Annotated in this window: 22 protein-coding genes; 4 read left to right on the plus strand and 18 right to left on the minus strand. The window is 53.6% G+C overall.

Annotated elements, in window-relative coordinates:
* The first annotated feature begins 71 nt into the window (after window positions 1-71).
* Entirely contained in the window at window positions 72-893 is an 822-nt protein-coding gene (locus ACFPOF_RS21260) for a helix-turn-helix transcriptional regulator (RefSeq protein ID WP_378136382.1), read from the plus strand.
* Here ACFPOF_RS21260 and ACFPOF_RS21265 read toward each other — a convergent pair.
* The 4 genes from ACFPOF_RS21265 to ACFPOF_RS21280 are packed head-to-tail and all read right to left on the minus strand — an operon-like array spanning window position 885 to window position 4,731.
* A complete protein-coding gene (locus ACFPOF_RS21265; protein ID WP_378136384.1) occupies window positions 885-1,886 on the minus strand; it encodes an aldose 1-epimerase in 1,002 nt (333 codons plus the stop codon). The two genes, ACFPOF_RS21260 and ACFPOF_RS21265, sit on opposite strands and share 9 nt — an antisense overlap.
* A gap of 13 nt (window positions 1,887-1,899) precedes the next feature.
* Entirely contained in the window at window positions 1,900-2,631 is a 732-nt protein-coding gene (locus ACFPOF_RS21270; RefSeq protein ID WP_378136386.1) for an alpha/beta hydrolase family protein, read from the minus strand.
* Window positions 2,597-3,871: a M48 family metallopeptidase gene (locus tag ACFPOF_RS21275; protein ID WP_378136387.1), complete on the minus strand. Its 1,275-nt coding sequence runs from the start codon at window positions 3,869-3,871 to the stop codon at window positions 2,597-2,599. Before ACFPOF_RS21275 ends, ACFPOF_RS21270 begins: the two co-directional genes overlap by 35 nt.
* 47 nt (window positions 3,872-3,918) lie before the next feature.
* Window positions 3,919-4,731: an acyltransferase domain-containing protein gene (locus tag ACFPOF_RS21280; RefSeq protein WP_378136389.1), complete on the minus strand. Its 813-nt coding sequence runs from the start codon at window positions 4,729-4,731 to the stop codon at window positions 3,919-3,921.
* Window positions 4,732-4,917: 186 nt separating this feature from the next.
* Between ACFPOF_RS21280 and ACFPOF_RS21285 the strand changes: the two genes are divergently transcribed.
* Window positions 4,918-5,298, plus strand: a complete 381-nt coding sequence (locus tag ACFPOF_RS21285; RefSeq protein WP_378136391.1) for a hypothetical protein — start codon at window positions 4,918-4,920, stop codon at window positions 5,296-5,298.
* 27 nt (window positions 5,299-5,325) lie between these two features.
* Here the strand turns inward: ACFPOF_RS21285 and rarD are convergent, their stop codons facing one another.
* The 14 genes from rarD to ACFPOF_RS21355 form a co-directional block, all read right to left on the minus strand.
* Window positions 5,326-6,201 carry an EamA family transporter RarD gene (rarD, locus tag ACFPOF_RS21290; RefSeq protein WP_378136393.1) on the minus strand — a complete coding sequence of 292 codons (876 nt, stop codon included), beginning with the start codon at window positions 6,199-6,201 and terminating at the stop codon, window positions 5,326-5,328.
* A gap of 85 nt (window positions 6,202-6,286) precedes the next feature.
* Window positions 6,287-8,233: a beta-N-acetylhexosaminidase gene (locus ACFPOF_RS21295; protein ID WP_378137094.1), complete on the minus strand. Its 1,947-nt coding sequence runs from the start codon at window positions 8,231-8,233 to the stop codon at window positions 6,287-6,289.
* A gap of 4 nt (window positions 8,234-8,237) precedes the next feature.
* Entirely contained in the window at window positions 8,238-9,065 is an 828-nt protein-coding gene (locus tag ACFPOF_RS21300; RefSeq protein ID WP_378136395.1) for a carbohydrate ABC transporter permease, read from the minus strand.
* Window positions 9,066-9,077: 12 nt separating this feature from the next.
* Window positions 9,078-9,953 (minus strand): carbohydrate ABC transporter permease, encoded by an 876-nt coding sequence (locus ACFPOF_RS21305; RefSeq protein ID WP_378136397.1) that lies wholly within the window; start codon window positions 9,951-9,953, stop codon window positions 9,078-9,080.
* 101 nt (window positions 9,954-10,054) lie between these two features.
* On the minus strand, window positions 10,055-11,395 hold the full coding sequence (locus ACFPOF_RS21310; protein WP_378136399.1) for an extracellular solute-binding protein: 1,341 nt from the start codon (window positions 11,393-11,395) through the stop codon (window positions 10,055-10,057).
* A 142-nt stretch (window positions 11,396-11,537) separates the two neighbouring features.
* Window positions 11,538-13,094, minus strand: coding sequence for an AraC family transcriptional regulator (locus tag ACFPOF_RS21315; RefSeq protein ID WP_378136401.1), 1,557 nt, complete (start codon window positions 13,092-13,094; stop codon window positions 11,538-11,540).
* The gene (locus tag ACFPOF_RS21320) at window positions 13,091-14,854 is read right to left on the minus strand and encodes a cache domain-containing sensor histidine kinase (RefSeq protein WP_378136403.1); all 1,764 of its coding nucleotides are present in this window, start codon (window positions 14,852-14,854) and stop codon (window positions 13,091-13,093) included. The genes ACFPOF_RS21315 and ACFPOF_RS21320 overlap by 4 nt, the downstream gene beginning before the upstream one ends.
* A 247-nt stretch (window positions 14,855-15,101) precedes the next feature.
* Entirely contained in the window at window positions 15,102-15,830 is a 729-nt protein-coding gene (locus ACFPOF_RS21325) for a GntR family transcriptional regulator (protein WP_378136405.1), read from the minus strand.
* On the minus strand, window positions 15,831-16,883 hold the full coding sequence (locus ACFPOF_RS21330) for a sugar kinase (RefSeq protein WP_378136407.1): 1,053 nt from the start codon (window positions 16,881-16,883) through the stop codon (window positions 15,831-15,833). It abuts the gene before it with no gap.
* Window positions 16,876-17,631, minus strand: coding sequence for a 2-dehydro-3-deoxy-phosphogluconate aldolase (dagF, locus tag ACFPOF_RS21335; RefSeq protein ID WP_378136408.1), 756 nt, complete (start codon window positions 17,629-17,631; stop codon window positions 16,876-16,878). The genes ACFPOF_RS21330 and dagF overlap by 8 nt, the downstream gene beginning before the upstream one ends.
* A gap of 1 nt (window position 17,632) precedes the next feature.
* Entirely contained in the window at window positions 17,633-18,736 is a 1,104-nt protein-coding gene (locus tag ACFPOF_RS21340) for a DgaE family pyridoxal phosphate-dependent ammonia lyase (protein WP_378136410.1), read from the minus strand.
* A complete protein-coding gene (locus ACFPOF_RS21345; RefSeq protein ID WP_378136412.1) occupies window positions 18,714-19,817 on the minus strand; it encodes an amidohydrolase/deacetylase family metallohydrolase in 1,104 nt (367 codons plus the stop codon). The genes ACFPOF_RS21340 and ACFPOF_RS21345 overlap by 23 nt, the downstream gene beginning before the upstream one ends.
* Window positions 19,818-20,079: 262 nt before the next feature.
* Entirely contained in the window at window positions 20,080-20,763 is a 684-nt protein-coding gene (locus ACFPOF_RS21350) for an MOSC domain-containing protein (protein WP_378136414.1), read from the minus strand.
* 48 nt (window positions 20,764-20,811) lie between these two features.
* Entirely contained in the window at window positions 20,812-21,153 is a 342-nt protein-coding gene (locus ACFPOF_RS21355) for a zinc ribbon domain-containing protein YjdM (protein ID WP_378137096.1), read from the minus strand.
* Between the two features lie 125 nt (window positions 21,154-21,278).
* On the opposite strand from ACFPOF_RS21355, the gene ACFPOF_RS21360 reads away from it, so the two are divergent.
* Complete coding sequence (locus ACFPOF_RS21360; RefSeq protein WP_378136416.1) at window positions 21,279-21,614, plus strand: ArsR/SmtB family transcription factor; 336 nt, start codon at window positions 21,279-21,281, stop codon at window positions 21,612-21,614.
* Window positions 21,615-21,705: 91 nt separating this feature from the next.
* Entirely contained in the window at window positions 21,706-23,424 is a 1,719-nt protein-coding gene (locus tag ACFPOF_RS21365; protein ID WP_378136417.1) for a SulP family inorganic anion transporter, read from the plus strand.
* The last annotated feature ends 5 nt before the right edge of the window (window positions 23,425-23,429 follow it).

A 23,429-nucleotide genomic window follows, 5' to 3' on the forward strand; every position in this document is an offset into this window, starting at 1 on the left:
TCCTTACCGATACAACGCATAGTCGTAAATTTCATTTATAATTTATCTACTTCGTATATGGGGGCGTATTCATGAGGATCCGCAAAACCGGCTACTACCCGTCCGATGACCATAAGCCGCCGGAAGACGGAGGCATTCACGGCTTTTATGAGATCCTTTCCATTCATCAAGGCCGCGCGAAGCTGCAATGGCTGGGTCAAGCCTATGTCGTAGAAGGCCCTGCCGTGTTTTTGCTGTCCCCTGATACCCCTCACAAACTGACTTATCTCGAACCAACCGTACGTTATCATTACGTCGAATTCGAACTGGCGGACAGCAACCTTTTCCCGACCTTCCCCCAACTGTTTCAATGGAATGGCATGCAGAACAGCCTCGAGTCGTTTAAGCCTGATTCGGATTTGATCGGCATCACGCTCGAGTCTCTGGAGCGACTGAGCAAAATGTACACACAGCAAAAAACGCCTCATGTGGAAGAGGCGCTTGCATGTGAATTACGTAAGCTGATCGCGCTTGTTCGTCATCTCCTGGAACGGAGCGACCGACTGGAAGGACGCACGGAATCGCTGAAGGCAACCCAACTGCGCTTGGTCGAAGTCATTATGCGATATATGGAGACCAATTATCAAATGAAAATCGAATTGCACACGTTGTCCCGGCTCGTCCATCTCAACGGCTCTTATTTGATCCGGTTGTTCAAGAGCTATCAGGGAAAGACGCCTTTCGAATATTTAAGGGAGCTCAGAATGAACGCCGCCGTCAGTTACTTGAAGAACAGCGCCATGTCCGTTCAGGAAATATCCGAATGTTCCGGGTTCGCCAACATTCATTACTTCAGCACATCGTTCAAAAAAGAATTCGGCGTAAGCCCCAGCGAATGGCGTTTGTTACAATGAACGATCATACATCCGGCACGTCGCCGTCCACTTCGCGCCCGGCTCCAATCGGATTAATCCGGTGACATCGTCCGGCAACCCGACATTCGGCGCGTTCACCATCCCCGTCTGCGGCTCTGGACAGAAGAAGCTGCCATTCGCCTCCGCGTTGTACACCATCCAATGCTTGAACGCATCGCCCGTTTCGTACACGAAACGGACTCCCGCATTCGCGTCTTCCACCGTTACCGCGTTCCGGCCGCCGTCAACGCCGGCTGCGGCGTAATGGTCGTCCAGCCCCGCGAAGAACGGATCGCCTTGCCCCGCAGCAAGCGCTTGTTCCCCGTCGCGAAGCGGCAACCTTTTTCCCGTCGGCAATTGGCGTGCGTTCAGTTCCCAGCGATCTCCGATCGGTAGACCGCACCGAATGTCGCGGACGTCGCTTCCCTGTGCGAATGGAACGTTTAATGTCGTATGGAAGCCAAGCATGAACGGGAGTGCCTGCCCGCTTTCGTTAACCGCTTCGAATCGCTGCTCAAGTCCATCTGAAGACAACACGAACGTCTGGCGAAGAACGACGCGGTGCGGGAACGAACCATAATCAGGATGCTGCTCGTCAAAGACGAACGAAACAGTTGCACGACTCTCGTTCTCGTCTTCCGCCAGCTCTTCGAGCGTCCATTCGGCATCATATACGAATCCGTGTATGTGATTGTTCGTCCGCTCTTCGTTGACTGGAAGGTGATAGACGCGTCCGTCGAAGGTGAAAGTGCCTCCGTCGTAGCGGTTCGGCGGGAACAGAACCGGGATGCCGTGAAGCAGCGGCTTAGCGACGAAGCTTGCCCATTCTGCTCCTTCCGGCTCGCGGAGATAACGATTCCCCTTCTCGTCGTTCCGGAATGAAATCAGGTTTCCGCCGATCGTCGGAAGCAGAATCGCGGAATATTTTCCGTATTTCAAGTAGACGGCGGGAACGTTCTCGTACTCGTCTTGTTTCGCATATCGTTCAGTCATCGTCATCCTTACCTCAATTCATCGTTTGTTCGTTGCCGCCAGGCACACGGCTTAACCAATCCAATATCGTATTTAACGTCCGGTCGAGATTCGACATCCCTTCGCCATCTATGTATGGAGAGGTTTCGCGAAAATAATCCGCGTGCCCGCCGATGATCCGTACTTCCGTGCGGGAACCCGGCGCATGTTGGCCGCGCCAGCCGTGCGTGCCAAGCCGCGGGACGAAGTCGGGGCGGCGTCTGCCTAGCCTAGCGGCATCGATCGACAACACGTGATGCCGCAATCCCGTTGGAATGCGGCATCTCGGCGAACCGATCATGACCGCGAAGCAGCTCGAACGTTCGCGCCGATCGAGCAGCAAGTGCGCCGCATGTACGGCTGCGATGCCGCCTCCGCTATGGCCGAGCAGCAGCGTCGTCGTTTTCTCCAGTTCGTCTGCTGATCTGAAGCTTCGAACTGCGTCTGCCGCCGATCTCCCTCCGATCGACCGTCCCAACCGTTCTGAAGTTGCGGCAAGCCGCATATCGGCGAAGATTTCCCGAAGCTGAGACAGCTTGCTTCTACTCCAGTCCCCGTATGGAAACAGCGCTTCGGTCCGCACAACTGTAGCGCCGCTCTGTACAAGTCGTTCCGCAAGCGCGATGCCCAATCTTTCCATGAAGCGAGGCGCTGTCGCGAAGCCGGCCAGCATATATATTTCGTAAGTTCGCTTATCGACCGTGTTCCCGTTCGAACCGTTCGGCATCTCGTATCCTCTCCAAATCGGAAGGATGATCGTCCCTGAACCATTTGACAAGCAGCGGAGGATTGACGTCCCCGAGCACGGTGACGGACATTTTCTGATTCATCGTCGTCGAGCCTTCCGCGCTTCCGATCAATTGCATCGCATAATGGTCCGCAGCCGCTTCCGCGTGTCTGGATACGGCATTCGAGACCGGAAGCGATGCGAACGACAATATAGACAACAAAAGCATCGCAAGCGGCAACGCCGCCATGTCGGAAGGAGAACGAATGCCCCAGCGCTCGCCCCTCTTGCGAATCACAAGTAAGAATAATCGACCGCCGATTAATAACAGCACCAGCGACGAACCGACCGCACCGACTGCGCTCCATTCCAGATGATGTTTGACGTAATGCCCCATTTCGTGCGCCATTACGAGCAAAATCTCTTGCTCCGTCAACTTCTTTAACGTCGTATCCCATAACACGATCCGCAGCGAGGAGCCGATGCCGTTCACATAGGCGTTCATCGCGTTCGTCTTCTCCGACATGTCAACCTCATACACCCGATGCGCGGGAATGTCCGCTTTGGCGGCCAGTTCCAATATGCGCGCCTCCAGCTTCGGATCGGACAGCCTCTTGAAATCGTTATACAGCGGATCGATGACGACCGGCTGCACGTACATCATGAACACTGTAAAAGGTATCGATAGCAGCCATAACTTCAGCCACCACCGTCCTCCCTTTGCAATGATCCAGAAGGCGACGCCGGACACCGCCAGCAATGTAACATAGCCGATGCCGAAAGCGACAAGCTTGTCTCTGAGCCAGCCGAGAGCGGGTTGTGTCGATATGCCATAAGCACGAGAAAGCTTGTAGCCGGCGATCCGCAGCGGCAAATAGAGGACGAACGCTGTCCCATCAATGAGCAGTGCGTATACCGGAAAACGAATCCACACAGGAAGACCTGTCCGCTCGAGCCGATCTCGCCAGCTTCGCGCCATCCCGCCAGCCAGCAGGATGAAATAGATGAGCCACTCCCAAGGTCCGCTCATGAAAAACAGCCAGTTGCGAACCGCGTTAATGTTCGCGCTGTCCCGTAGCTGCTCCGGAGAGAAGAAGGTGGACGGATCGGCGGCAGTTCCCGCGAATGCAGCAGGCACTTTATTCGGTGACGTGTACCAGACGTATGCCGCCATGACGACGGCGTATACGGCGAGCAGCACTGCGTATTTTCCGATTCCCGCTCGCTGGCTTTTTAGCATGAACGCGAACACAACCTCTCTCTGCACCGACAGATTAACCTAATGAGTTAGCCGAGCGTAACACCGAACCCAAATCCGAGTTTGTCGCCAGTCAGTAAATAAGCTTTCGCTTTACGCTGCAAAGACGTTTGTTCCGCATATTCCGAGACGTCGGATTTGATAACATGAAAGATGAATCGCTCGGCATCTCTGGAGTCCGGATCAACTTTATCGATATGGAATAACTTCTGGAATCGCAAAATGTTGGATTCCGGAGGCAACACCTCGCTTAAACGCGGTGACAACATCCAGGAATTACACATAAATACCGGTGTAATCCCCCGGAAAAACGCGCGAGCGCGGGCGAATGCGTCCTCGATGCTCGGAAGCGTCAATGGTTCTCCTGCCGGAATATGTACGTTTAACACGAGTTGATTCTGATGAATTTTCATCCCGTCCAGCTCGACTTCTCGATCGATCGCACAGGGCTGAAACTGCAGCCTTCCCAATGCGAACAACCGCAATTGGACATGCTCCTGCAACCACATATATTCCTCTAGGCCATATTCCCCGTAATCCCGTTTGCAGTTCATACACCAAATCTGGATGTCGTAAAAAGTGTCAAAGTAAACGCGATCGTCTATTCCTTTCAGACGATACTGTTCATAGGCATCGACGGCGAACCTCACAAATAAATACAAGAACAATTGCCTGTAAGCCTCGTTCTGTTTCACCCGTTCGAAAAAAGCGTGTCTGTCATTATTGAAATGCTGCTTATAATTCGCGTACAGTGCGTCGTCCATTCGGTATTCGTCGACAATTTGCCTTGCATGCGAATCCAGCCGGATGCCTTCGCAAAGCCGTTGAATCGTCATTGACATGATATGTTCACGCTCTCCTCTCAATCACACTGTCTTTCATTATATACTTCCAAGCTACAAATTCCATATTCCCAGTACGAATCCGATGATGGATTACCGCTAACAAGAGTCAATCCGTATATTCCGGTTCGGTTATGCCGAGAGTGGTAATATCGTGAACCGAACGAGAGGCAGGTAGACATCAACGTGACACACAAACGCATGACCTGGTCACTGGCCGCGATACTCGCGGTTATCGCGCTCACTTTCGTCTTGTACCAATATTACTATTTGCACGGAGGACCATCGTCTTTCGGCGACAAGTTCGCTCTCATTCGCGAATACGCGAAGCTGAGCGACTGGAGTAGTTCGCAGAAAGTCGGAGATTCCGTCAAACGCATATGGAAAAAGGGTCACGCGTTGGCGGCAATCACCCACACGGACCCTCAATATTCCGTACTGAACATCTCTTTGACCGAGCTTCAGCGTGCAGTAGAAACGTGCAACTTGCCCAAAGTCGGCAAGTTAACGAGCTACAACGTGCTCCTGTTCGATCAATTGATATCGACGGCTTCGCCAAACAAATAAAACAGCTTGCAAGCCTCCCGCACGAAGCTACGTGCTAACGGTACGAGCGGCGCGAACCGATGATACGGCGTAAACGACGATCGCCGCCCAGATGATCGTGAATCCGACGGCAAGCGCCGGCGTTATCGGTTCTTTAAACACAAATGCGCTTAGCCCGAGCTGTATCGTCGGTCCGATATATTGAACGAATCCGAGCGTCGATAGGGACAGCTTACCGGCCGCTTTCGCGAAGAAAAGCAGCGGCAACGCGGTCGCTGCTCCCGCTGCGAGCAGCCCAATGACTGTGCCCATAGGCTGCGTCCATGCTACGGCTGTCCCTTTCGCACCGAGGATCGCCCAATAAAGCAATGCAAGCGGAACGACGATCGCCGTCTCCGTGAACAGGCTGATCGAAGCGTCCTGCTTGATCTTTTTCTTCGCCAACCCATACAAGCCGAACGACCCGGCGAGCGATAGCGAAACCCAAGGGAAACTGCCGTAATCCGCGGCAATGAGCAATACTGCCGCCCCCGCCATCGCGACGGCGAGCCATTGTCCTCGGTTCGGTTTCTCTCGCAGAAACAGGACGGCAAGCAGAACGTTCAGCAGCGGCGTAATGTAATAGCCCAGGCTTGTCTCCACCACGTGCCCGTTATTGACGGCCCAGATGAAGATGAGCCAATTCGCAGTGATCAGCAAGCTGCTGGCGACAAGAGGCAGCAACGCCGACCGATTGCGGAACACGGCAACGATATCTCCCCACCGGCGTTGCAGCGCGATAAGCACGATCATGAAGACGAACGACCATACGATCCGATGGGACAAAATTTCTCCGGCAGGCACAGCTTCGAACCATTTCCAATAGAGCGGCAGCAATCCCCACATGACATAAGCCGCGACGGCATTTCCCATTCCATTTCTCATGATGCAATCTCCCCGTTCCGATCCAACAATATGAACGGAATTATACGCCTGGTCAAGCGGGAACGCAAAGGATAATTTAAACGGATCAGAACGGATTCATTACGTGGAAAAAGACGTTAGGGCTTGCCATTCGGTAATAATGGCTGCTCCAGCCGACACCCCGGCCGTTGAACCGATTGACCGTGCTGAACGGAAGCCGCGCCTGCTCCAATTCTTCGATCCTTGCCACCTCGCCGTTCGCGTACGCAAGTAGACGGACAGCCGCGGTGTCGAGCCTGTTAATGACACCGCCGTAGCGAATATCGATCACTTCCCAGCCGAACGGCTTAAATACCTTCAGCCATTGCGAGAGGTGAGCAAGCCGCAGTTGCCGAACCGACTCCGAAATAGCGGGGATATCTTCGACTGCTACTCTGCGCAAAGTCGATTTATCCCCTTCGTCGTATGCCCGCTTTAGCAGCAATCCAAGCTCGCTTTTCCTCTTCAGCACGGCGCTCAGCTTCTGCGGCACTTCGAATATCCAGTCCAGCGCGGCATCCCCGTTCCTTGCGGCCGCCAATTTCCTCTCAAGCTCCGCGTAGTGCGCATTAAGCGGCAATCCGTCGATCTGATTGTCGAACAAACCGAGAAGCGCATCCTGGTATAGCAAAAACTTCGAAGGATTGCTTTGCTTCCGGTTGTTCGGTTCTGAGCCCGGCACTTCGTCCAAATCCTTGAGCAGCAGGAACGCATCCGCGTCGATGCCGGTGCAGAACTTCGCCCGTTCGGCGACGACATTCCAGTCTGGACGGCCTTCCGTATAGGCATGCTCGGCGTACAATTGCAACCCGAGCAACGCTGCGAACGGATTGCCTTCATTGCCGTCATCGCCCCACATCGTCGCATACGCTTCGCGAATGCCTTCGCGTTTGCACACCTGCAAAGCGACGTCGGATGCGTTCAGCGACATGCCGTAATTGACGCCGAACGTGTTGAAGATCCACACCGCGCCTGCAAATACGAGATTACAGCCAAGCGGGCGATGATTGGCGATAACGCTTGCGTAATGCTCCGGCTCCATATGGACGTAATCCCAATAGACCATATCCACATCTTTCGGAATGCGGCTCGCGATCCGCTCGGGAATTTTCGTCTCCGTATTGTAATAATCGCTTTCCGTGCCCGCATTGCCGACAGCAAGCTTTAAGAACATGTCGCTCCACATCATCGCGTTCAGTCCAAGTCGGCGCGTGATGGCAAGCACTTTATCCAGATGTCCGGCCATAATGTCGAACCGGTCGACGTAACCGTTCCGATCCAAATATTTGCCCCGGCCAAGCTCCTCGGCTTCGTCCATCCCGATATGAATTTTACGGCTGCGGAACGGCGCCGATACCGTTCGGATCATGCGCTCGACAAGCTCGTCCACCCGATCGTCGCCGACGAGCAGCGCGCCCTTCGTATCTTTGTACGCTTTAACCGGCTCCCATTTGAGGAATTCCTCGAGATGGGCAAGCGTCTGAATGCTAGGGAACGCTTCGATGCCGAATTGGTCGGCGTAATCGTCGATCTCCTTCAGCTCTTCGGCCGAATAACGCCCGCGCATATAACCGAAATAAGGCTCCTCCTCAATCGCGTAAGTATCTTCCATATAGAGCATTACCGTATTTAATCCCATGAGCGCCATCCGGTTCAGCATCGACTTGAATGCGCCCAAGGTCAGCACCGCATTACGGGACAGATCGAACATCGGCCCGACCTTATCGATATGCTGTTTCTCCGAACGCTGCAAGGGCTCGCCTTGGCGCGCATGCTGCACGACCAAGCCGAGTCCGCGATAAAATTGGTGTTTGCGCTCATAACGAATGTGACCTTTGCCGGTAACCGGATCGTATCCGACTTCCAATCCGTCCGTCGCGGCGTCGACGACTACGGTCAAGCCTTCGACTTGCGCCATTTCGCGATCCTGTTCAAGCTCAATGCCGAGCTCGGACACCAATGCTGCAATACCCGGAATCAAATTTCCAATTTCGCCTTCGATATGCAATTTCATCATGTTAACCTTTAACCGCGCCGGCGACCATGCCCTGCATAATCGAGCGTTGGAAGATCAAATACAGCACGATCGTTGGAATGACGGCCATAGCGAGCGCCGCCATCGTCAGCTCGTAGTCGGTCATGTAGCCGGTAGCGAACTGGGACAGGCTGAGTGGCAACGTCTTAAGCGCCGGTTTGCTAATAAACACGAGAGCGAACGAAAAGTCGTTCCAGAACCGCAGGACGGCGAGAATGCCAACGGTCGACAGCGCCGGAGCGGACAACGGAAGCATCATTTTCAGGAAAATGCCCCAATATCCCATGCCGTCGAGATGAGCCGCTTCTTCGATCTCTTTCGGGAACGTGTTCATGTACGCCTGAATAATGAATATGGCGATCGGAAGCTCAAACGCTGCGTACGGAAAAATAAGCGCGCCGTAAGTGTTGAGCAAGTTGATTTTGTTCATCATGATAAACAGCGGCACGAGCGTGCTATGAATCGGGATGAGCATGCCGAGCAGAAAAAGGCCCATAACAGCTACTTTTAACTTGAACTGGAATCGCGACAGAACGTAAGCGGCCAATGCGCCTACCGCCAGCGTAACGACAAGCGATATCGCCGTGACGATGACCGAGTTAAACATGCTTGTTCCCATGTCCGATACTTTCCAGGCGCGAGAGAAGCTGTCGAAATTCCAGCTTGTCGGCAAACGGAACGGATGTGCGTAAAATTCTTCGTTCGACTTAAACGCGCTAATAAACAGCCAGAACAACGGATAGAGCGTGACAAGCGCGTAAAGGGTCATCAGACCGTTCGCGATTCCGCTTTTCCAACGGCGAAGCAACATGCGAGGTCCCCCTTAGCTCTTTTTCGTTTTCATGAGATATTGGCTGCCGGCGATCAGAACAAGGCTGATAATAATGATAGCGGTCGATACCGCGCTGCCGTATCCGAAACGATAAATCGCGAATGTATTATTGTACATATAGGATGCGAGCACTTCGGTCGAGTGGGCCGGTCCGCCCCCGGTCATAATATAGATCAAGTCGAACGACTTAAGACTACCGGAGATACATAGAACGACTGCGACTTTGATCGTGTCCCATATTAATGGCAAGGTTATGGAAAACAATTTGCGAGCTCCGCTTGCTCCGTCGATCTGGGCTGCATCGTCCATCTCTCCCGGAATGTTGTGCAAAGCGGCGATAAACATAATCAGATAAGGCCCGATATAGTTCCAGATGATCGGAACCATAAGAGAATACATGGAAATTTTCATATCGCTGAGCCATTGGTGCTTCCACGAACCCAGTCCAAGACTGTCCAGCAAGAAGTTCAAAATACCGATTTCCGGATGATAAATGTAACCCCAAATGATGCCGACGACGACCGAAGACAATACCATCGGCATGAAAACCGCCGTCCGGACGAACTTGTGAATCCACCTGTTTTTAAGCAGCAATAACGCCAGTACAAGCGCAATCGGCACTTGGCCGAACACCGATGCGGCGACGACGAGCATGTTGTTTTTCAAGGAACGCCAGAACACTTCGTCGTTAATGATTTCCGAATAGTTATCCAAACCGATAAATTTCGCCGCGCCGATGCCCTTCCAATCGAAGAAGCCATAGTAAGCGGACCAAATAATCGGGACGATAACGAAGAACGAGAACAACAGCAGCGCAGGGAGAAGACCGATCACGATAAATCTTCTGGCGCGTCCGGCAGACGTCATAACGCCCCCTCCATTTCAATGCGAGTAGAACGGGTAACCGTCCTCCCGCTTGCTTCATACGCGAGGGAGAACGGAACCCGAATGTGAATGTGTCGGAGCGATTACTTCGCGGATCTTTCTTGCGCCGCTTGAACTTTCTTCGCGATCGCTTCCGGCTTGCCGCCCATGAGCAGCTCTTGCAGGCCGTTATTCAGTTCGTCGGCAACCGCAGAAGACAAGACGCCGTCGTATACCGGAGTGCGAGTTACGCTGTTAACGAGTTCGTACACTTGCGCGAAAATCGGAGTCACTTTCGACTTGTCGAGATCGACTTTGTAACTGACGAGCTGGTTGCTCTCCAGCACGCGCTTCTGAGCATCTGGACCTGCCAGCGTGTACATCAGATCCAACGCCGCTTCTTTCTTCGCGCCTGTAACTTTTGCGCTCATGCCGATGCCTGTGCCGACTACGCCGGACAACGTGTTCGGATCGCCCTTGCCGTCCGGCATCGAAGGCAATACCGTCGCGCCCATTTGCTCAAGCGCTTCCTTGGAAGCAGAAGCCGCGAGGTTCGTCAGCGCCCATCCGCCGTCGATCATCATAGCCGACTTGCCTTGCGCGAAATATTGTTCCATTTGCGTGTTGTCGATCGAGTTGAAGCCTTCTTGGAAAGCGCCTGCTTTGCCGAGGTCTTGCAAGTATTGAAGCGCCTTGATGAACTCAGGGTCCGTAAACTTCGCGCCTTTGTTGGACGCTGCGTTCAAGAACCATTCCGTGCCCGTTACGCGGTCGGCCAAGGAGCTGAAAATACTCGATTGCGCAAGCCATGCCGCTTTGTTGCCGAGCGCGATTGGCGTAATCTTTTTCGCTTTCAGCACGTCGACCGCTTTCAGCAGGTCGTCCCACGTTTTAGGCGGCTGCAAGCCATTGGCATCGAGAATCGATTTGTTGTAGTACAGAATCGAAGTCGGGGACAATGCGATCGGCGCGCTGTAAATGTCGCTTCCGATCGTAAAGCCGTCGAAGGAGCCCGGCAGGAATCCGTTCTTCCAGTCCGGCTGCTTGTCCAACAACTCGTTGATCGGTTGCAACAAGTTGCCTGCTTGGAATTCCTTCGTCATAACGCCCGGCCACATGACGAACAGGTCCGGCATTTCGTTCGCCGCGGCGACCGTTTTCAGACGCGTACGGTATCCGTCCGGCGGAATCGCTTGAACGTCCAGTTCTACATTGGGATGACTTTTCTTATATTCATCGAGAATGGCGCGCATCGTAGTGGCCCGTTGATCGTCGCCCGTATAGTTATGCCAGATCGAGAGCGTGACTTTTTCTTTGTTACCGTTATCGGACGAACCGCTAGGAGCGTTGCTTGCATTGCCTCCGTCGTTTTTGCTGCCGCAAGCGGCAAGGACGAGCGAAGCAGTGACGAGTGTAGTCGCCAAGACGGTAAGTTTCTTTTTCATCCATAAACCCCTCCTGATTTCTGTTGTCGTTCATCTGTGTGATTGATGCGGTGGAATAACCTCAGTATAGAGGGGACAAGCATCAAACGGCAGGGGACACGCTTCAGGTTCATGGGGGACATCGATCAGGTTCTAAATCTTTCTACCTCTTATCCCGATACTCGGATGGCGTTCGCCCGGTCGTTTTCTTGAACAGCTGGCCGAAATACTTCACATCTTCGTATCCGACGCGTCCGGCGATTTCCGCGACTTTCATCGGCGTACTATCAAGCAGCTCCATCGCACGGGCAATGCGTTCCTTGGTCACGAATTCAATGTAAGTCAGTCCCGTCTCCCGCTTAAACACTTCGCTGAAATGGTTTGGATTCAGATGCACGTGCTTGGCTACTTGCTGCAGCGTCAAATTCCGGTCCAGGTGATCTTTAATGTACGCGATCGCTCTTTTGATATAAGATACCCGCTCGCCGGACATCGTTTCCCTATATACGTCCATGATGGTTTTGAGCGGGGCGAATAACGTCTCGTAGGGGTTAAGGTTATCCGCTCGTTCGTGTACATCTTGACGCTGCAGTTCGGCCAGCGACGACGGCTCTCCGACCGTCGAAACGACCCGCTCCAGCCAGCGTCTGCCGAATAATATAATCGATTGCAAATAAGCGCGAAGCGAGTCGGGCGTCACTTCCGGATCGGACAGTTGGCCGGACACTGTCTCGTCTACCCATTGCCGGAGCTCAATGACGCTGCCCGACTTGGCGATGGAGACAAGTTTGGTTTCCTCTTCCTCTGAGCAGACCTTTCTGCCGCCTTGCCTGCCTTTGACGCTTTCGAACGGAATGAACGTATCTTCCTTGGCAATCCACCGATAAGCGAAGGCGTATTCTGCTTCCTCGCAAGATCGCTTCAATTTCTCGATCGAATCGACTGTCGAGCCTGCGGCAACGAACAGCTTACACTTCAGCTTCCGGCTTATTCGCCCGAACTCCGTCTCGAGGCTCGAAGTCGTCCCTTCGGCTTCGGCTGCTTGATTTAGCACAACGAGAATTTTGTCTTTATGAAGCAACGTCTCGCATGGCAATATTTCCTGCACAATGTTGGCGACGGCGAAGCGAGCGAGAGCCAGATCTTCGAGCCGGTCCCCCCATCCTCCTGCCGTCAGCAGCAGCACCTGCAGAGACAGTCGATTTTCAGTCAAGCGAAGTCGCGGCAGCAACTCATCGGCCGATTCCTCGGATTGGCCGCTTAAAGTCCCTTCCGCGGCTAGCCGCTCCAACAGTCGGTCGCGGAACGCCGAACGTCCCCGGCTCATTTCCTCGTTCGACTCCCATCGCTCCTGCAGCCGCTGCTTCGCTTTCATCGCCGCCATAATGATTTCTTCCGGTCGGCTCGATTTCAACAAATAATCGCTCACGCCTTCACGGATCGCCTGCTGCGCGAATGTAAACGTATCGAAACCGGTCAGGATAATAATCTCCGTATCAGGCGACTGTCTCTTCATCTCGGAAGCCATCGCGATGCCGTCCATGCCCGCCATCTTAATATCGGAAAGCACAATGTTCGGTTGCTCGTCACGGAATCTGAACAACGCCTCCTCGGCGGAAGCGGCGGGAGGCAGCAGCGTAAAGCCGAGCTCCTCCCAATTAATGACGGTACTTAGACCGTTACGGATGATGACCTCGTCGTCCACGATCATAATTTTCATCCTATCGCATCCTCCGTTACCGGCAGCGTAAACGATATTCTCGTCCCGACGCCCGCCGTGCTCTCGATATGCAGAACCGCCTCTGCACCATAGTGCAGCAGCAGTCTACTGTTCACATTGCGCAGCCCGTAATGGTCTTTCGCTTCGCCGTTCACATCTTCCGGTTCGTTAATTCGGGCGATAATGAATGCCAGCTTGTCCGGTTCGATGCCAGCTCCCGAATCTTCGACGGTGAACGTCATTGAATCAGTCTGCATGCTTGCATGCACGCTGATTGCCCCTTTGCCCGGCTTCTTCTGCAGTCCGTGAACAAGCGCGTTCTCGATGAGCGGCTGAAGCAGCAGCTTCAAAATCCGCTTATCATACAGCCGCTGCTCAACTGCGAACACGATGTCGAACTGATCCGGGTAACGCATCGCTTGAATGTTGGCGTAATGGCGCACATGGGCGATCTCCTGCTCGACTGTTGTGAACTGCGCTCCCTTGTTCAAGCTGAAGCGAAGAAAATCGCTCAAATTACCGACCATATCGGCCGTTTGCCGATCTTCGTTCATGAGCGCCATCCAGTGAATGGATGAAAGCGTGTTGTATAGGAAATGCGGGTTGATCTGCGCTTGAAGCGCCTGCATATCCGCTTCCGTCTTCGTCGCCTCGGTCTTTTTGACCTGGTCTGTCAATGCCTCTATTCGTTCGCTCAACTTATTGTAACTGCGCACGAGCTGCCCGACTTCATCCATCGATTCGACCGGATACGTCCGCATGGGCTCTTCGGGATCGGTGTCTTTCAAAAAGCTCGTCAGCATGCGAAGCGGCCGGGTCAGCCGCTGGATGAAAAAAACGACAAGCACAACGATCGCAAGCAGCGCAACGCCGACCGCCGCCGCGGTCAGCGCGAGAACGTAACGATTCTGGGACTTGTATTCCGCAAAAGGAATCGCACCGATCAGCGTCCAGTCCGACTCAGGCAGCTTGCGGTACAATACCGTCATTTTGCCCGCCCCCGTTCCATAGTTAAGGGAACCGGACATGCCGGGCATCGCGGGTAACTCCGGGAAAATGGCGCGGATCTTCCGTGGCGGAGACGTCATCGAGCTTGACAATACGTTACCGCCTCCGTCCGCGAGCAGCATGAAGCCGTTATCGCCAATGCCCGATTTCCGCAGCGTCTTCGCCACGAAGCTCTCGTCCAGGCTAATGACGATTTTGCCCAAATCCTTAAAGGTAAATAAATTGCGGACCGGGCGGACGAGCGAGATGACGTTTTTCTTTCCCGCGGCCGTATGTATCGGATACAACGGTGTCCACCAATACGGATGATCGACGTAATAGTCCGGCTCGCTAGTCGTGATATCCGGTACTTCCACTTGAAAAATGGTCGTATTCGACACGGGTAACGCCTCGCTGGCAGGGTAGACCGTAATGTCGGATACGTAAGATTTCGAATACATCAAGTTCGAAAGAAATTCCGTCATCCGGTTTTCCCGCAAATTCGCCTCTTCCTTCGAAGCGTTCAAATACTGTTGAACGTCTTTGTTGCCGATGAGAAAAATCGAGCTGTTCTCGATGTCGCGCATAAAAAACTCGAGGTTCGAGCCCATCTGCTCCATGATGCTTATTCCCGATTGCTTCGCTTTCTCTTCCGTCAGATCGGAAGCAATGTAATAAGAGAATAGCCCCAACGATAATAACGGCACCAAAATCGCAACAAGAAGCAGGAACGTAATTTTGCGTTTCAACGATCTTCTGAACCAGCCGGTCATGCCCGTCGATCCCCTTCCGTCCTCGCTAATCCGAGCAGATCATGCAACGGCAAACTCCCTCTTGCCTGGGGCGTGTATTCAAACTCCGAGGGCAGCAAATTTTGCCGAATTTTCGTTCCATGCAAGGAACTTTTGCGAAGGCGTACCGGGGGTACGTCGAGCAAAAGTGACGAAGCAGGGGGCGAAAAGGCGGTGAAAGGTGTCCCTGAGTGAGTTTGAATACACGCCCTAAGAGGGAGCTTGCCATTTAAACGTCGTAATTGACGACGTAATGATGCTTGTCCGTATCGTAATAACCTTCGCTGAATTCGGCCGGTTCACCGTTCCCATCGAAAGAATAGCGAACCCGCTTGAGCAGCGGCTTGCCCGGTCCGTCTCCAAGCCCGAGCGCTTCTTTCGTCCGCTGCGACGCTTCCGCGATAACGGAAAATTCGTCCCGGTACTTGTCCAGGAATACCTGACGATCTTCCAGCAAGCCGTATAGCGATTGCTCGTCCAAATCCGACGGTTCGATGCCGGCGACTTTTGCTGTCAAATAATGCGCGAAATAAATGTAAGGCTCGCCGTTCAGCCGGTAAATGCGTTCAATCTTCAGGCATGTCTTCCCGAACAATTGCCGCGGAATGGAGTCGATCTCCGTCGTGACCATTTCCGCTGCCAGCAGTTCCTTGCGTATGCGGTGGCCTTCTTCGACGAGCACTTCCGTGAACCGCTTCAGCTTGGACAGCTTCGAGGTCGATGTGTTGCGGATCACTTTCGTGCCTTTGCCGCTGCCTTTCTCTACGTAGCCGTCTTGAGCAAGCTCCTTGATGGCGGCACGCACCGTAATTTTGCTGACGTTAAATTCCTCTTCCAGCTGAGGCTCGGAAGGAATAAGCGTGCCGACCGGATAGACTCCGTGCAGAATGCGGTCCTTCAACACGTTCATCACTTGCACGTAAAGCGGCTTGCCGCGGGAACGTTGCACAGGCGTCATCTACCTTTCCACATCGCCGACGGTTGCCGTCATGGCGCGTTCGATGTCTTTCTCGCCGGACATCGGCGTGTCTCCTGTTATCGTGTGGGCGAGCACTGCGGCCGCAACCGCGAAACGAACCGTCCGATCCGGCTCGAACCCGCTCAGTTCTCCGTGGATGATACCGCTTGCGAACGCATCGCCGGCCCCGATCCGATCATGGACGGCGAAGGTAACCGGGTCGGAGAAGACGAAACGCCCGTCTTTATACAAATAGCCTTGCAGCGTTTGCGTGTTGTCCGCATTAATCGTGCGATGGGTGCCCGCAATTGAGGAAATGCCGTAGCGATCCGCCACCTGAGGGATAAGATCGATCAATTGTTCGTGCCTTTCCGTGCGATCCGTCGGCATGCCTAGAATCAGCATCGCGTCTTTCTCGTTCATCATCGTTGTATCTGCCAAAGCAAGCATCTCTTCGTAAAAAGGCTTCGCTTTCGCGTATCCGTCTTCGCCCCAGTGCGCCGGCCGATAGTTGCAATCGAATACGACGCGGCCGCCGCTTGTTTTGACGGCTCGAGCCAACTCGAGCAGATGGCGGCGAACGCCGTCATTCATGGCAAGCGTGATGCCGCAGAAGTGCGCAACGTCCACACTGGATGCAATTGCTTCGTAATCGTAAGTGTCTGCCGGCGCCGTATTAAAGCTGCTTTCCTGCCGGTTAGAATAAGTGACCCTGCCGGGACGAGCGCCAAAACCGCTCTCCAGGAAATACATGCCGACGTATTTCCCCGAACGGGCGATGAAGTCCGTCGACAAGCCAAGCTTACGAGCGAACGCTTCCGCCGCGTCGCCGAGCGGGTTGTCCGGCAACACCGTGACGAGTTCCGCACGGTGCCCGAATCGGGCGAGCGCGGAGCCGACGTTAACGCCCGTGCCGGAGAAGGAGTAGCTAAGATTGCTCGCTTGGGTCAGAAGTTCGTAACCCGGCGTCTGCAGCCGCATCATGACTTCGCCGAACACGGCCACGCGCGACCGGCTGTTGCGATAATGTTCAGTGCGATTGCGGTCAGCCATGGGCCTCGACCAGCCTCTTCATCGTTGCGAGCAAAGCTTGCACATCGGCTACGTTCGTCTTGCCTGTCGCTTTGTCGATGATCGAAGAATACACGTGCGGAATGACTTGCGGTACACCTGCTTCAAGCGCAATGCGCAGGATCGGCTCGAAGTTGTCCATATCGATGCCGCCCGTCGGCTCGAGCGCGAATCCTTCTTCCGCGCACGCTTGCGCGACAGCGCGTAATTCGTCTTCCCGGCTTAATCCGTTCATCGGGAAATATTTGAGCGCATCGCCGCCCATATCCCGCACAAGCGCAATCGCGGTTTTCACCGGCACGATCGCGGGTTCCCGCTGAGCGGCGCTGATCGGGCCGGTCGAAATGTTGACGTAGCCGACTTGACCTGTTGGCGAGACGAGGCTGTTAATCCAACTATCCCGTCCGTTCAGGTTGGCGCGGGTCGCTCCTACCGCCGGGAACACCTGATTAATATGAGTGCCCGGATAATATTTGGCGATTTCCGCGACGACTGCCGCTTGCCGATTGTCGCCCGCCCCGAGTCCGATGGACACCGCTTCATCGATCGCTTCACCGTAACGTTTCATCGCTTCGACCGCCGCCTCGACGGTCGGGTAATCTTTCGATAGCACGCCTACGAGCACATGTCCTTCGGCAGCGTCGAATACTTCTTTCGCATTGTCTACGCTGTTCGCCAGCACGTTCAGCGCCGCGCGGCTTTTGTATAATCGTTTGTTCATGTTGGACATGTTAGTTGCCTCCCGTTAACTTGCGAATAGTTGCCGCGATTACGTCGATGTCGTCACCGAGCAGCGGACGCGGATCGATATCGAAATATCCTTGCTTGACGCCGTAGTCGCGCGTATAGATGGCGATATCGCCATTTTGCAATCCGTGAACGACTTCTTTGGCCGTCGTACCGGACTCGGCCGGATCGATCTGGATTCTCGCACGGAAGATCGCTCGTCCCGCTTCGTCCTGTACGATCGTGACTTTAACGCCAGGCGATTCGTTCAGAGGCATAAGCGTCTGTAGCGACGCTTTCTCCCGTTCGCTGTTGTCTGGCTTGTCCAAATATTCGTCCAGCGCTTGCAGCAAGCCGAACGTCGTCTCCTTGCCGACTTTCATACTCCGGCCGATGCCGTGGAGTTGGACTTTCACCATCTCTACGAATTGGCGCTTGCCGCCGACGATGCCGGACGTCGGCCCTTCGATCGCTTTGGACCCGCTGTAGATCGCAAGATCGGAGAACTTGACGTACTTGCGAATATCTTCTTCTGCCGCCGCGTCGACGATGAGAGGAACGTCGTTTCTTTGCGCTACCGCCCACGCTTCTTCGACGGAAATCATATTTTTCTGTACGGCGTGATGGGATTTTACGTACAAAATTGCTGCCGTGCGCTCGCTGATCGCATCTTCGATATGCTCGGCATTGCCTTCGTTCGCATAACCGACTTCGACAAGCTTACCGCCGCCGAGGAACACCATCGTCTCGACCGGCGCTCCGTATTGAACATTATGGCCTTTAAGGATGAGGACTTCGTTTTTCTCGATCGGATCTTGATGCAGCAGCTCGCTTCTCCGACGATTGCCTTGCGTGACGATGCCGGCAACGCATAATGCGATGCCGCTTGACGCCGAATTGACGACGACCGCCGCCTCGGATCCAAGGATTCCGGCGATGTGATCGCCCGCCTTGTCGACGAGATCGGCGATCTCGACATAGCTTTGCCCGCCGCGCTTCATCGCTTCCATGACCGAATCGGTCGGCGCCGACACGCCAAGGATGCTCATTCGACCGCTCGCGTTTATTACGCGTTTTAACCCGTATTTAGCATTCAAAGAATCGGCCATTAACGAAAACCCCTTTAGCATAAAGATGATGAGTGCCTATCCGCTTGCCACCTTCGGAATCAACGAATTCCGTCCGCTCTTGCCGAACTTCGAAAAGCGTCAAGTTTGCCGCGTCTCCGACCTGAATGCGACCGAGTTCCGGCTTGTTCAGCCACTCGGCAGCGCGAACGGTCACTGCGTTGATGACGTCGGCAAACGGATAACCGAGCGCCAGAAACTTGGACATGACGTGCGCCAGACTGCGAACCGGTCCGTTTAACCGATTGCCTCTATAAATGTCCGAGCTGATCGTGTCGAACGCGATGCCGCTTCGTTGCGCCGCTTCCGCCGTCTTGAACGAGAAGCTCGCCGTTCCATGGCCGACGTCCATCCGTAAGCCTCTTGCGATTGCGTCGACAAGCTCGGGCAACGGCCGACCGTCGGCGTCAAACAAATTGTTGCTTTTGCCGTTAAGGAAATGCGTCACGACATCGTTCCCGTTCAGCAAAGGCAAAATGTCCTGAATGCGCGGCGGAGCCGATCCGATGTGAACCATAATCGGTAAGTTCGTTTCTCTCGCGATGTCGCGGGCGATCCGAAGCGGCTCGATGCCGTTTTCCTTCACGACGCTGCCGCTCATTCTTGCTTTTAATCCGACGATGAAGTCCGGATATTTCCGCGCCGTGTCGATCGCGAGCCCGCGGTCGATCCAAGCCAAGTCAGACAGCTCGTCGATTCTCGCAAGGCCGATCCGCGAAACGTTCAGTAGCGCCAATACGTTCGTACGTGCCCGCTCCCGGCTTGCCGCCAAGTCGCCGATCCGATCCGCGCCGCAGCTTCCTGCATCAACGATCGTCGTGACGCCTTGTTTGATGCCGATCTCGTCGATCTCGTCCCCGTATGGATCGAACTCGGGAACCGCATGGACGTGCAAATCGATCCACCCGCTTGACACATATAAACCGGTGCAATCTTGCTCGATCACGCCCGCCGCCGCACGTCCCGCTTCCGCCACTTCCGCAATTGCGCCGTCCTCCACGACAATATCGACGGGAACGCCGCTAACAAGCTGTGCGCTTCGCAAAACGTATCTGTCTTTCACGTTTGTGTCACCTTCGGTTTCATCGTTGAATGTACATAACGTTATAATGTTTACTCTACATCGGAAACGGTTGGCGGTCAACAAACATTATAATGTTTCCTTGGCGAGGGATTGTTATTCTCGTATGTCGAGTTAGACGAACAAATTCGCTGGGCTGGTACATAGGAGGGGTGAAGAGTTGGAGTAAATTATGGGGTTAGTCTAGTTGCCTGCTCGGGGCGGCGTGGTCCGCCGTATAGGTATACGACGGACGGTAAGAATGTCAATCCTGTCCGACCAATCTGTCTCGCGTGTCCTGCTCGGTACCGTTCAGACGTTTCGTCAACGTCGCACGCCAGCTTATCGAAAGTGCGTCTACTTCCAGAAGGCTCCGAATGCCTGCGACATTGTCTTTCTCATGGTGCATCATTCGATTGGCGTAGTCGACCGATATTGCTTTGGGATGACGGGACAGCAGGCGGCATCCATCCTCCCGGGACACGAGTCCTTCCTTCAGCACGCGAAAATAAAAGCCGGTGTAGCCGGTATTTTGCACTTTGAGAGGCATGTCCGGTGCATCGTATTTGACGGACAACTTAAAACAAGGTTGCCGCGGCTGGCTCACTTGCACGACTGCCTCGCCAAGCGCGAAAGTATCGCCAATGCACACGTCTTTCTCCAGCAGCCCTCGTATCGTCAAATTTTCTCCGAATGCGCCGTAGTTCAACGTTCTCTTCAAATCATTTTCCCAATATGCATAATGTTCGTGGGGGTAGACGCATACAGCCTTCTCCTTGCCTCCGTGATGAACAAGATCAGCCTGCCCGTCCCCTGCAAAATTGGTCCATGTCAGAAATAACGGTCCCTCTGCGGGACGCTTATGTATTCCTGTTGACACTTCCTTGTTCTTGTAAGTCACCTGTGTCGGCATGCCCACGTTGATCGAAAGAATATCGACATTATTCATGATACGGCTCCTCACGACAATGTATGGAGATCAGCCCAGCAAGCCAGTTCACCCTTTTTTGACGAATTCGGATTTTAACTTCATCGCGCCGAATCCGTCGATTTTGCAATCGATATTGTGATCCCCGTCGACGAGGCGAATGTTTTTTACTTTAGTGCCGATCTTAAGGACGGACGAGCTGCCTTTCACTTTAAGATCTTTAATAACGGTTACGGTATCCCCGTCATTTAATAGATTGCCATTGGCGTCCTTGACAATACGGAGATCCGAGCTATCATCCGATTCCTGCTCTCTCGACCATTCGTGCGCGCACTCGGGACAAATCAACAATCCCCCGTCTTCGTACGTATACTGTGAATCGCATTGGGGGCAATTCGGGTATTCCGCCATCATTCATCTCTCCGTTTCCATTACAGCTATATCATGATGCAAGGCATAACAGGTTTACATATTATCACATGTGTTATTATATTTATACACTTCATACACTCAATAGTCAGTAGGGAGCTAATCCAATGAACCGTCTCACCGACATTCAACATTTCAAATCCGAATTTTTTAAAGCTCTGGCGCATCCGATGAGAATACGAATTCTCGAAGTACTTAGCGAAGGCGACCGCAACGTCAACGAGCTGCAAAACATCCTAGGCTCGGAAGGCTCCGCCGTATCCCAGCAATTGGCCGTCTTGCGAAATAAAAACGTCGTCAGCACGATCAAAGACGGGACGTCGGTCATCTATTCGTTAAGAGATCCGTTAATTAAAGATCTGCTAGCCGTCGCGAAGCAAATTTTCGACAACCATCTTGTCGATGCTATTTCGCTGCTTGAAGGCATTCGCAACGAACAATAATCGAGCGATACACATTGACAATAAACATTGACGGGAGTAGTATTTTTAATATATTCAAATAATCAAATATTTAAGAATAGAAGGTATGGGGATGAAATGGACGGGAAGATATGAAGGTTATCGCGCTTCCTCTTTTCGCAAGGATATCGTCTCCGGGCTGATCGTCGGCATTATCGCCATTCCGTTAGGGATGGCGTTTGCTATTGCTTCCGGAGTCAAGCCCGAATACGGCATCTATACGACGATTATCGCTGGCATACTTATCTCCTTGCTCGGGGGGTCTCGCTATCAAATCGGAGGTCCGACCGGCGCTTTCATCCCAATTCTGTTCGCTATCGTCTTGCAATACGGGTACGAGAATTTATTGATCGCCGGATTTATGGCCGGCATTATCCTTGTGATCATGGGCGTCCTCAGGCTCGGCGCGCTCATCAAGTTTATTCCGCGCCCCGTTACGATAGGCTTTACGGCTGGTATCGCCGTTATCATCTTCAGCGGTCAAATCGTGCAATTCCTCGGCCTTACCGGCACCGTGAAACACGAGCATTTCCTCCCTAACATGAAAGAAATCGCAACTCATCTGTCCACCTTTAACGCTTATAGCGTCGCGACCGCGGCAATCTGCTTGGCAGCTATGTTGCTCACCTCCAAATATTTGCCCAAAATTCCCGGTTCGCTCGTCGGACTCATTGCTTCCAGCATCATAGCAACCTTATTCTTCAAAGGCCATGTCGCCACGATCGGCTCATCGTTCGGAGCGATCCCGAGCTCGCTTCCTCACTTTCATTTCCCGGATATGACGTGGGACCGCGTCCAGACGCTCCTTCGCCCTGCGCTTGTTATCGCAATGCTTGGAGGCATAGAATCGTTGCTGTCGGCCGTCGTTGCAGACGGCATGACAGGCGCGCGCCACAATAGCAACCGCGAGCTTGTCGGGCAAGGCATTGCGAACATGGCGGTACCTCTTTTCGGCGGCATACCTGCGACAGGCGCCATCGCCCGCACGGCAACGAATATCAAGAACGGAGCGACCTCGCCGATATCAGGCGTCGTGCACGGCGTCGCCGTGTTGCTCATCCTCCTGCTATTCGCCCCCTTCGCTTCCGAAATCCCGCTCGCAAGCATGGCTCCGATTCTGATGATGGTCGCGTGGAATATGAGCGAACGCAAAGAGTTTATGCACGTGCTGCGAACGAAAACAAGCGATTCCATCGTGCTGCTCATTACATTCCTGTTAACCGTCTTCACCGATTTAACAACGTCCGTCGAAGTCGGTCTTGTTTTGTCCGTTATTTTGTTCGTTAAGCGGATGAGCGAACTGCTGACTGTAACGAAAGTGCTGCCCGATTCGGCCGACAAACGTGAAAAAGTAAGAGCTCACATCGTCAGCGAAAGTCATGATTGTCCGCAGATCAGCATTACGACTTTGGATGGTCCGCTCTTTTTCGGAACTGCGCACAGGTTGGAGAAAGCGATTCGCGATACGTTCCGCCTGCGCCCCCATCTTTGGATTATCCGCATGTCGAAAGTAACTTATATGGATATGACGGGCGAGGCCAAACTGGCCAGCTTGGCAACAGACTTCGGCAAACATGGCGGAATTGTTCTCATATCGGGCATTCAGCCTCAAGCAATGGAAGTCGTCAAGAAGACGGGACTCCATGCATTGATCGGGGACGATCGCTTCTTCGCGCATACCGGAGACGCCATCGATTACGCCCTGCGTCATCTGGAATCCGCCAAATGCATCGGCTGCCAGCATTTCGCGTTCCGCGAATGCCAGGCGCTGTCGAAGGGAAACGCACAATAGTTTAG

It is taken from the genome of Cohnella soli (genome assembly GCF_042655525.1).
GTDB lineage: Bacteria > Bacillota > Bacilli > Paenibacillales > Paenibacillaceae > Cohnella > Cohnella soli.

Bases quoted from the DNA above. Each gene is read 5' to 3' on its own strand.
- ACFPOF_RS21360 (WP_378136416.1), top strand. From the start codon at position 21,279: ATGAACCGTCTCACCGACATTCAACATTTCAAATCCGAATTTTTTAAA.
- ACFPOF_RS21330 (WP_378136407.1), bottom strand. From the start codon at position 16,883: ATGGCTGACCGCAATCGCACTGAACATTATCGCAACAGCCGGTCGCGC.
- ACFPOF_RS21355 (WP_378137096.1), bottom strand. From the start codon at position 21,153: ATGGCGGAATACCCGAATTGCCCCCAATGCGATTCACAGTATACGTAC.
- ACFPOF_RS21270 (WP_378136386.1), bottom strand. From the start codon at position 2,631: ATGCCGAACGGTTCGAACGGGAACACGGTCGATAAGCGAACTTACGAA.
- dagF (WP_378136408.1), bottom strand. From the start codon at position 17,631: ATGTCCAACATGAACAAACGATTATACAAAAGCCGCGCGGCGCTGAAC.
- ACFPOF_RS21350 (WP_378136414.1), bottom strand. From the start codon at position 20,763: ATGAATAATGTCGATATTCTTTCGATCAACGTGGGCATGCCGACACAG.
- ACFPOF_RS21260 (WP_378136382.1), top strand. From the start codon at position 72: ATGAGGATCCGCAAAACCGGCTACTACCCGTCCGATGACCATAAGCCG.
- ACFPOF_RS21315 (WP_378136401.1), bottom strand. From the start codon at position 13,094: ATGAAAATTATGATCGTGGACGACGAGGTCATCATCCGTAACGGTCTA.
- ACFPOF_RS21340 (WP_378136410.1), bottom strand. From the start codon at position 18,736: ATGGCCGATTCTTTGAATGCTAAATACGGGTTAAAACGCGTAATAAAC.
- ACFPOF_RS21325 (WP_378136405.1), bottom strand. From the start codon at position 15,830: ATGACGCCTGTGCAACGTTCCCGCGGCAAGCCGCTTTACGTGCAAGTG.
- ACFPOF_RS21280 (WP_378136389.1), bottom strand. From the start codon at position 4,731: ATGTCAATGACGATTCAACGGCTTTGCGAAGGCATCCGGCTGGATTCG.
- ACFPOF_RS21310 (WP_378136399.1), bottom strand. From the start codon at position 11,395: ATGAAAAAGAAACTTACCGTCTTGGCGACTACACTCGTCACTGCTTCG.
- ACFPOF_RS21320 (WP_378136403.1), bottom strand. From the start codon at position 14,854: ATGACCGGCTGGTTCAGAAGATCGTTGAAACGCAAAATTACGTTCCTG.
- ACFPOF_RS21295 (WP_378137094.1), bottom strand. From the start codon at position 8,233: ATGAAATTGCATATCGAAGGCGAAATTGGAAATTTGATTCCGGGTATT.
- ACFPOF_RS21300 (WP_378136395.1), bottom strand. From the start codon at position 9,065: ATGTTGCTTCGCCGTTGGAAAAGCGGAATCGCGAACGGTCTGATGACC.
- ACFPOF_RS21275 (WP_378136387.1), bottom strand. From the start codon at position 3,871: ATGCTAAAAAGCCAGCGAGCGGGAATCGGAAAATACGCAGTGCTGCTC.
- ACFPOF_RS21265 (WP_378136384.1), bottom strand. From the start codon at position 1,886: ATGACTGAACGATATGCGAAACAAGACGAGTACGAGAACGTTCCCGCC.
- ACFPOF_RS21365 (WP_378136417.1), top strand. From the start codon at position 21,706: ATGAAATGGACGGGAAGATATGAAGGTTATCGCGCTTCCTCTTTTCGC.
- ACFPOF_RS21305 (WP_378136397.1), bottom strand. From the start codon at position 9,953: ATGACGTCTGCCGGACGCGCCAGAAGATTTATCGTGATCGGTCTTCTC.
- rarD (WP_378136393.1), bottom strand. From the start codon at position 6,201: ATGAGAAATGGAATGGGAAATGCCGTCGCGGCTTATGTCATGTGGGGA.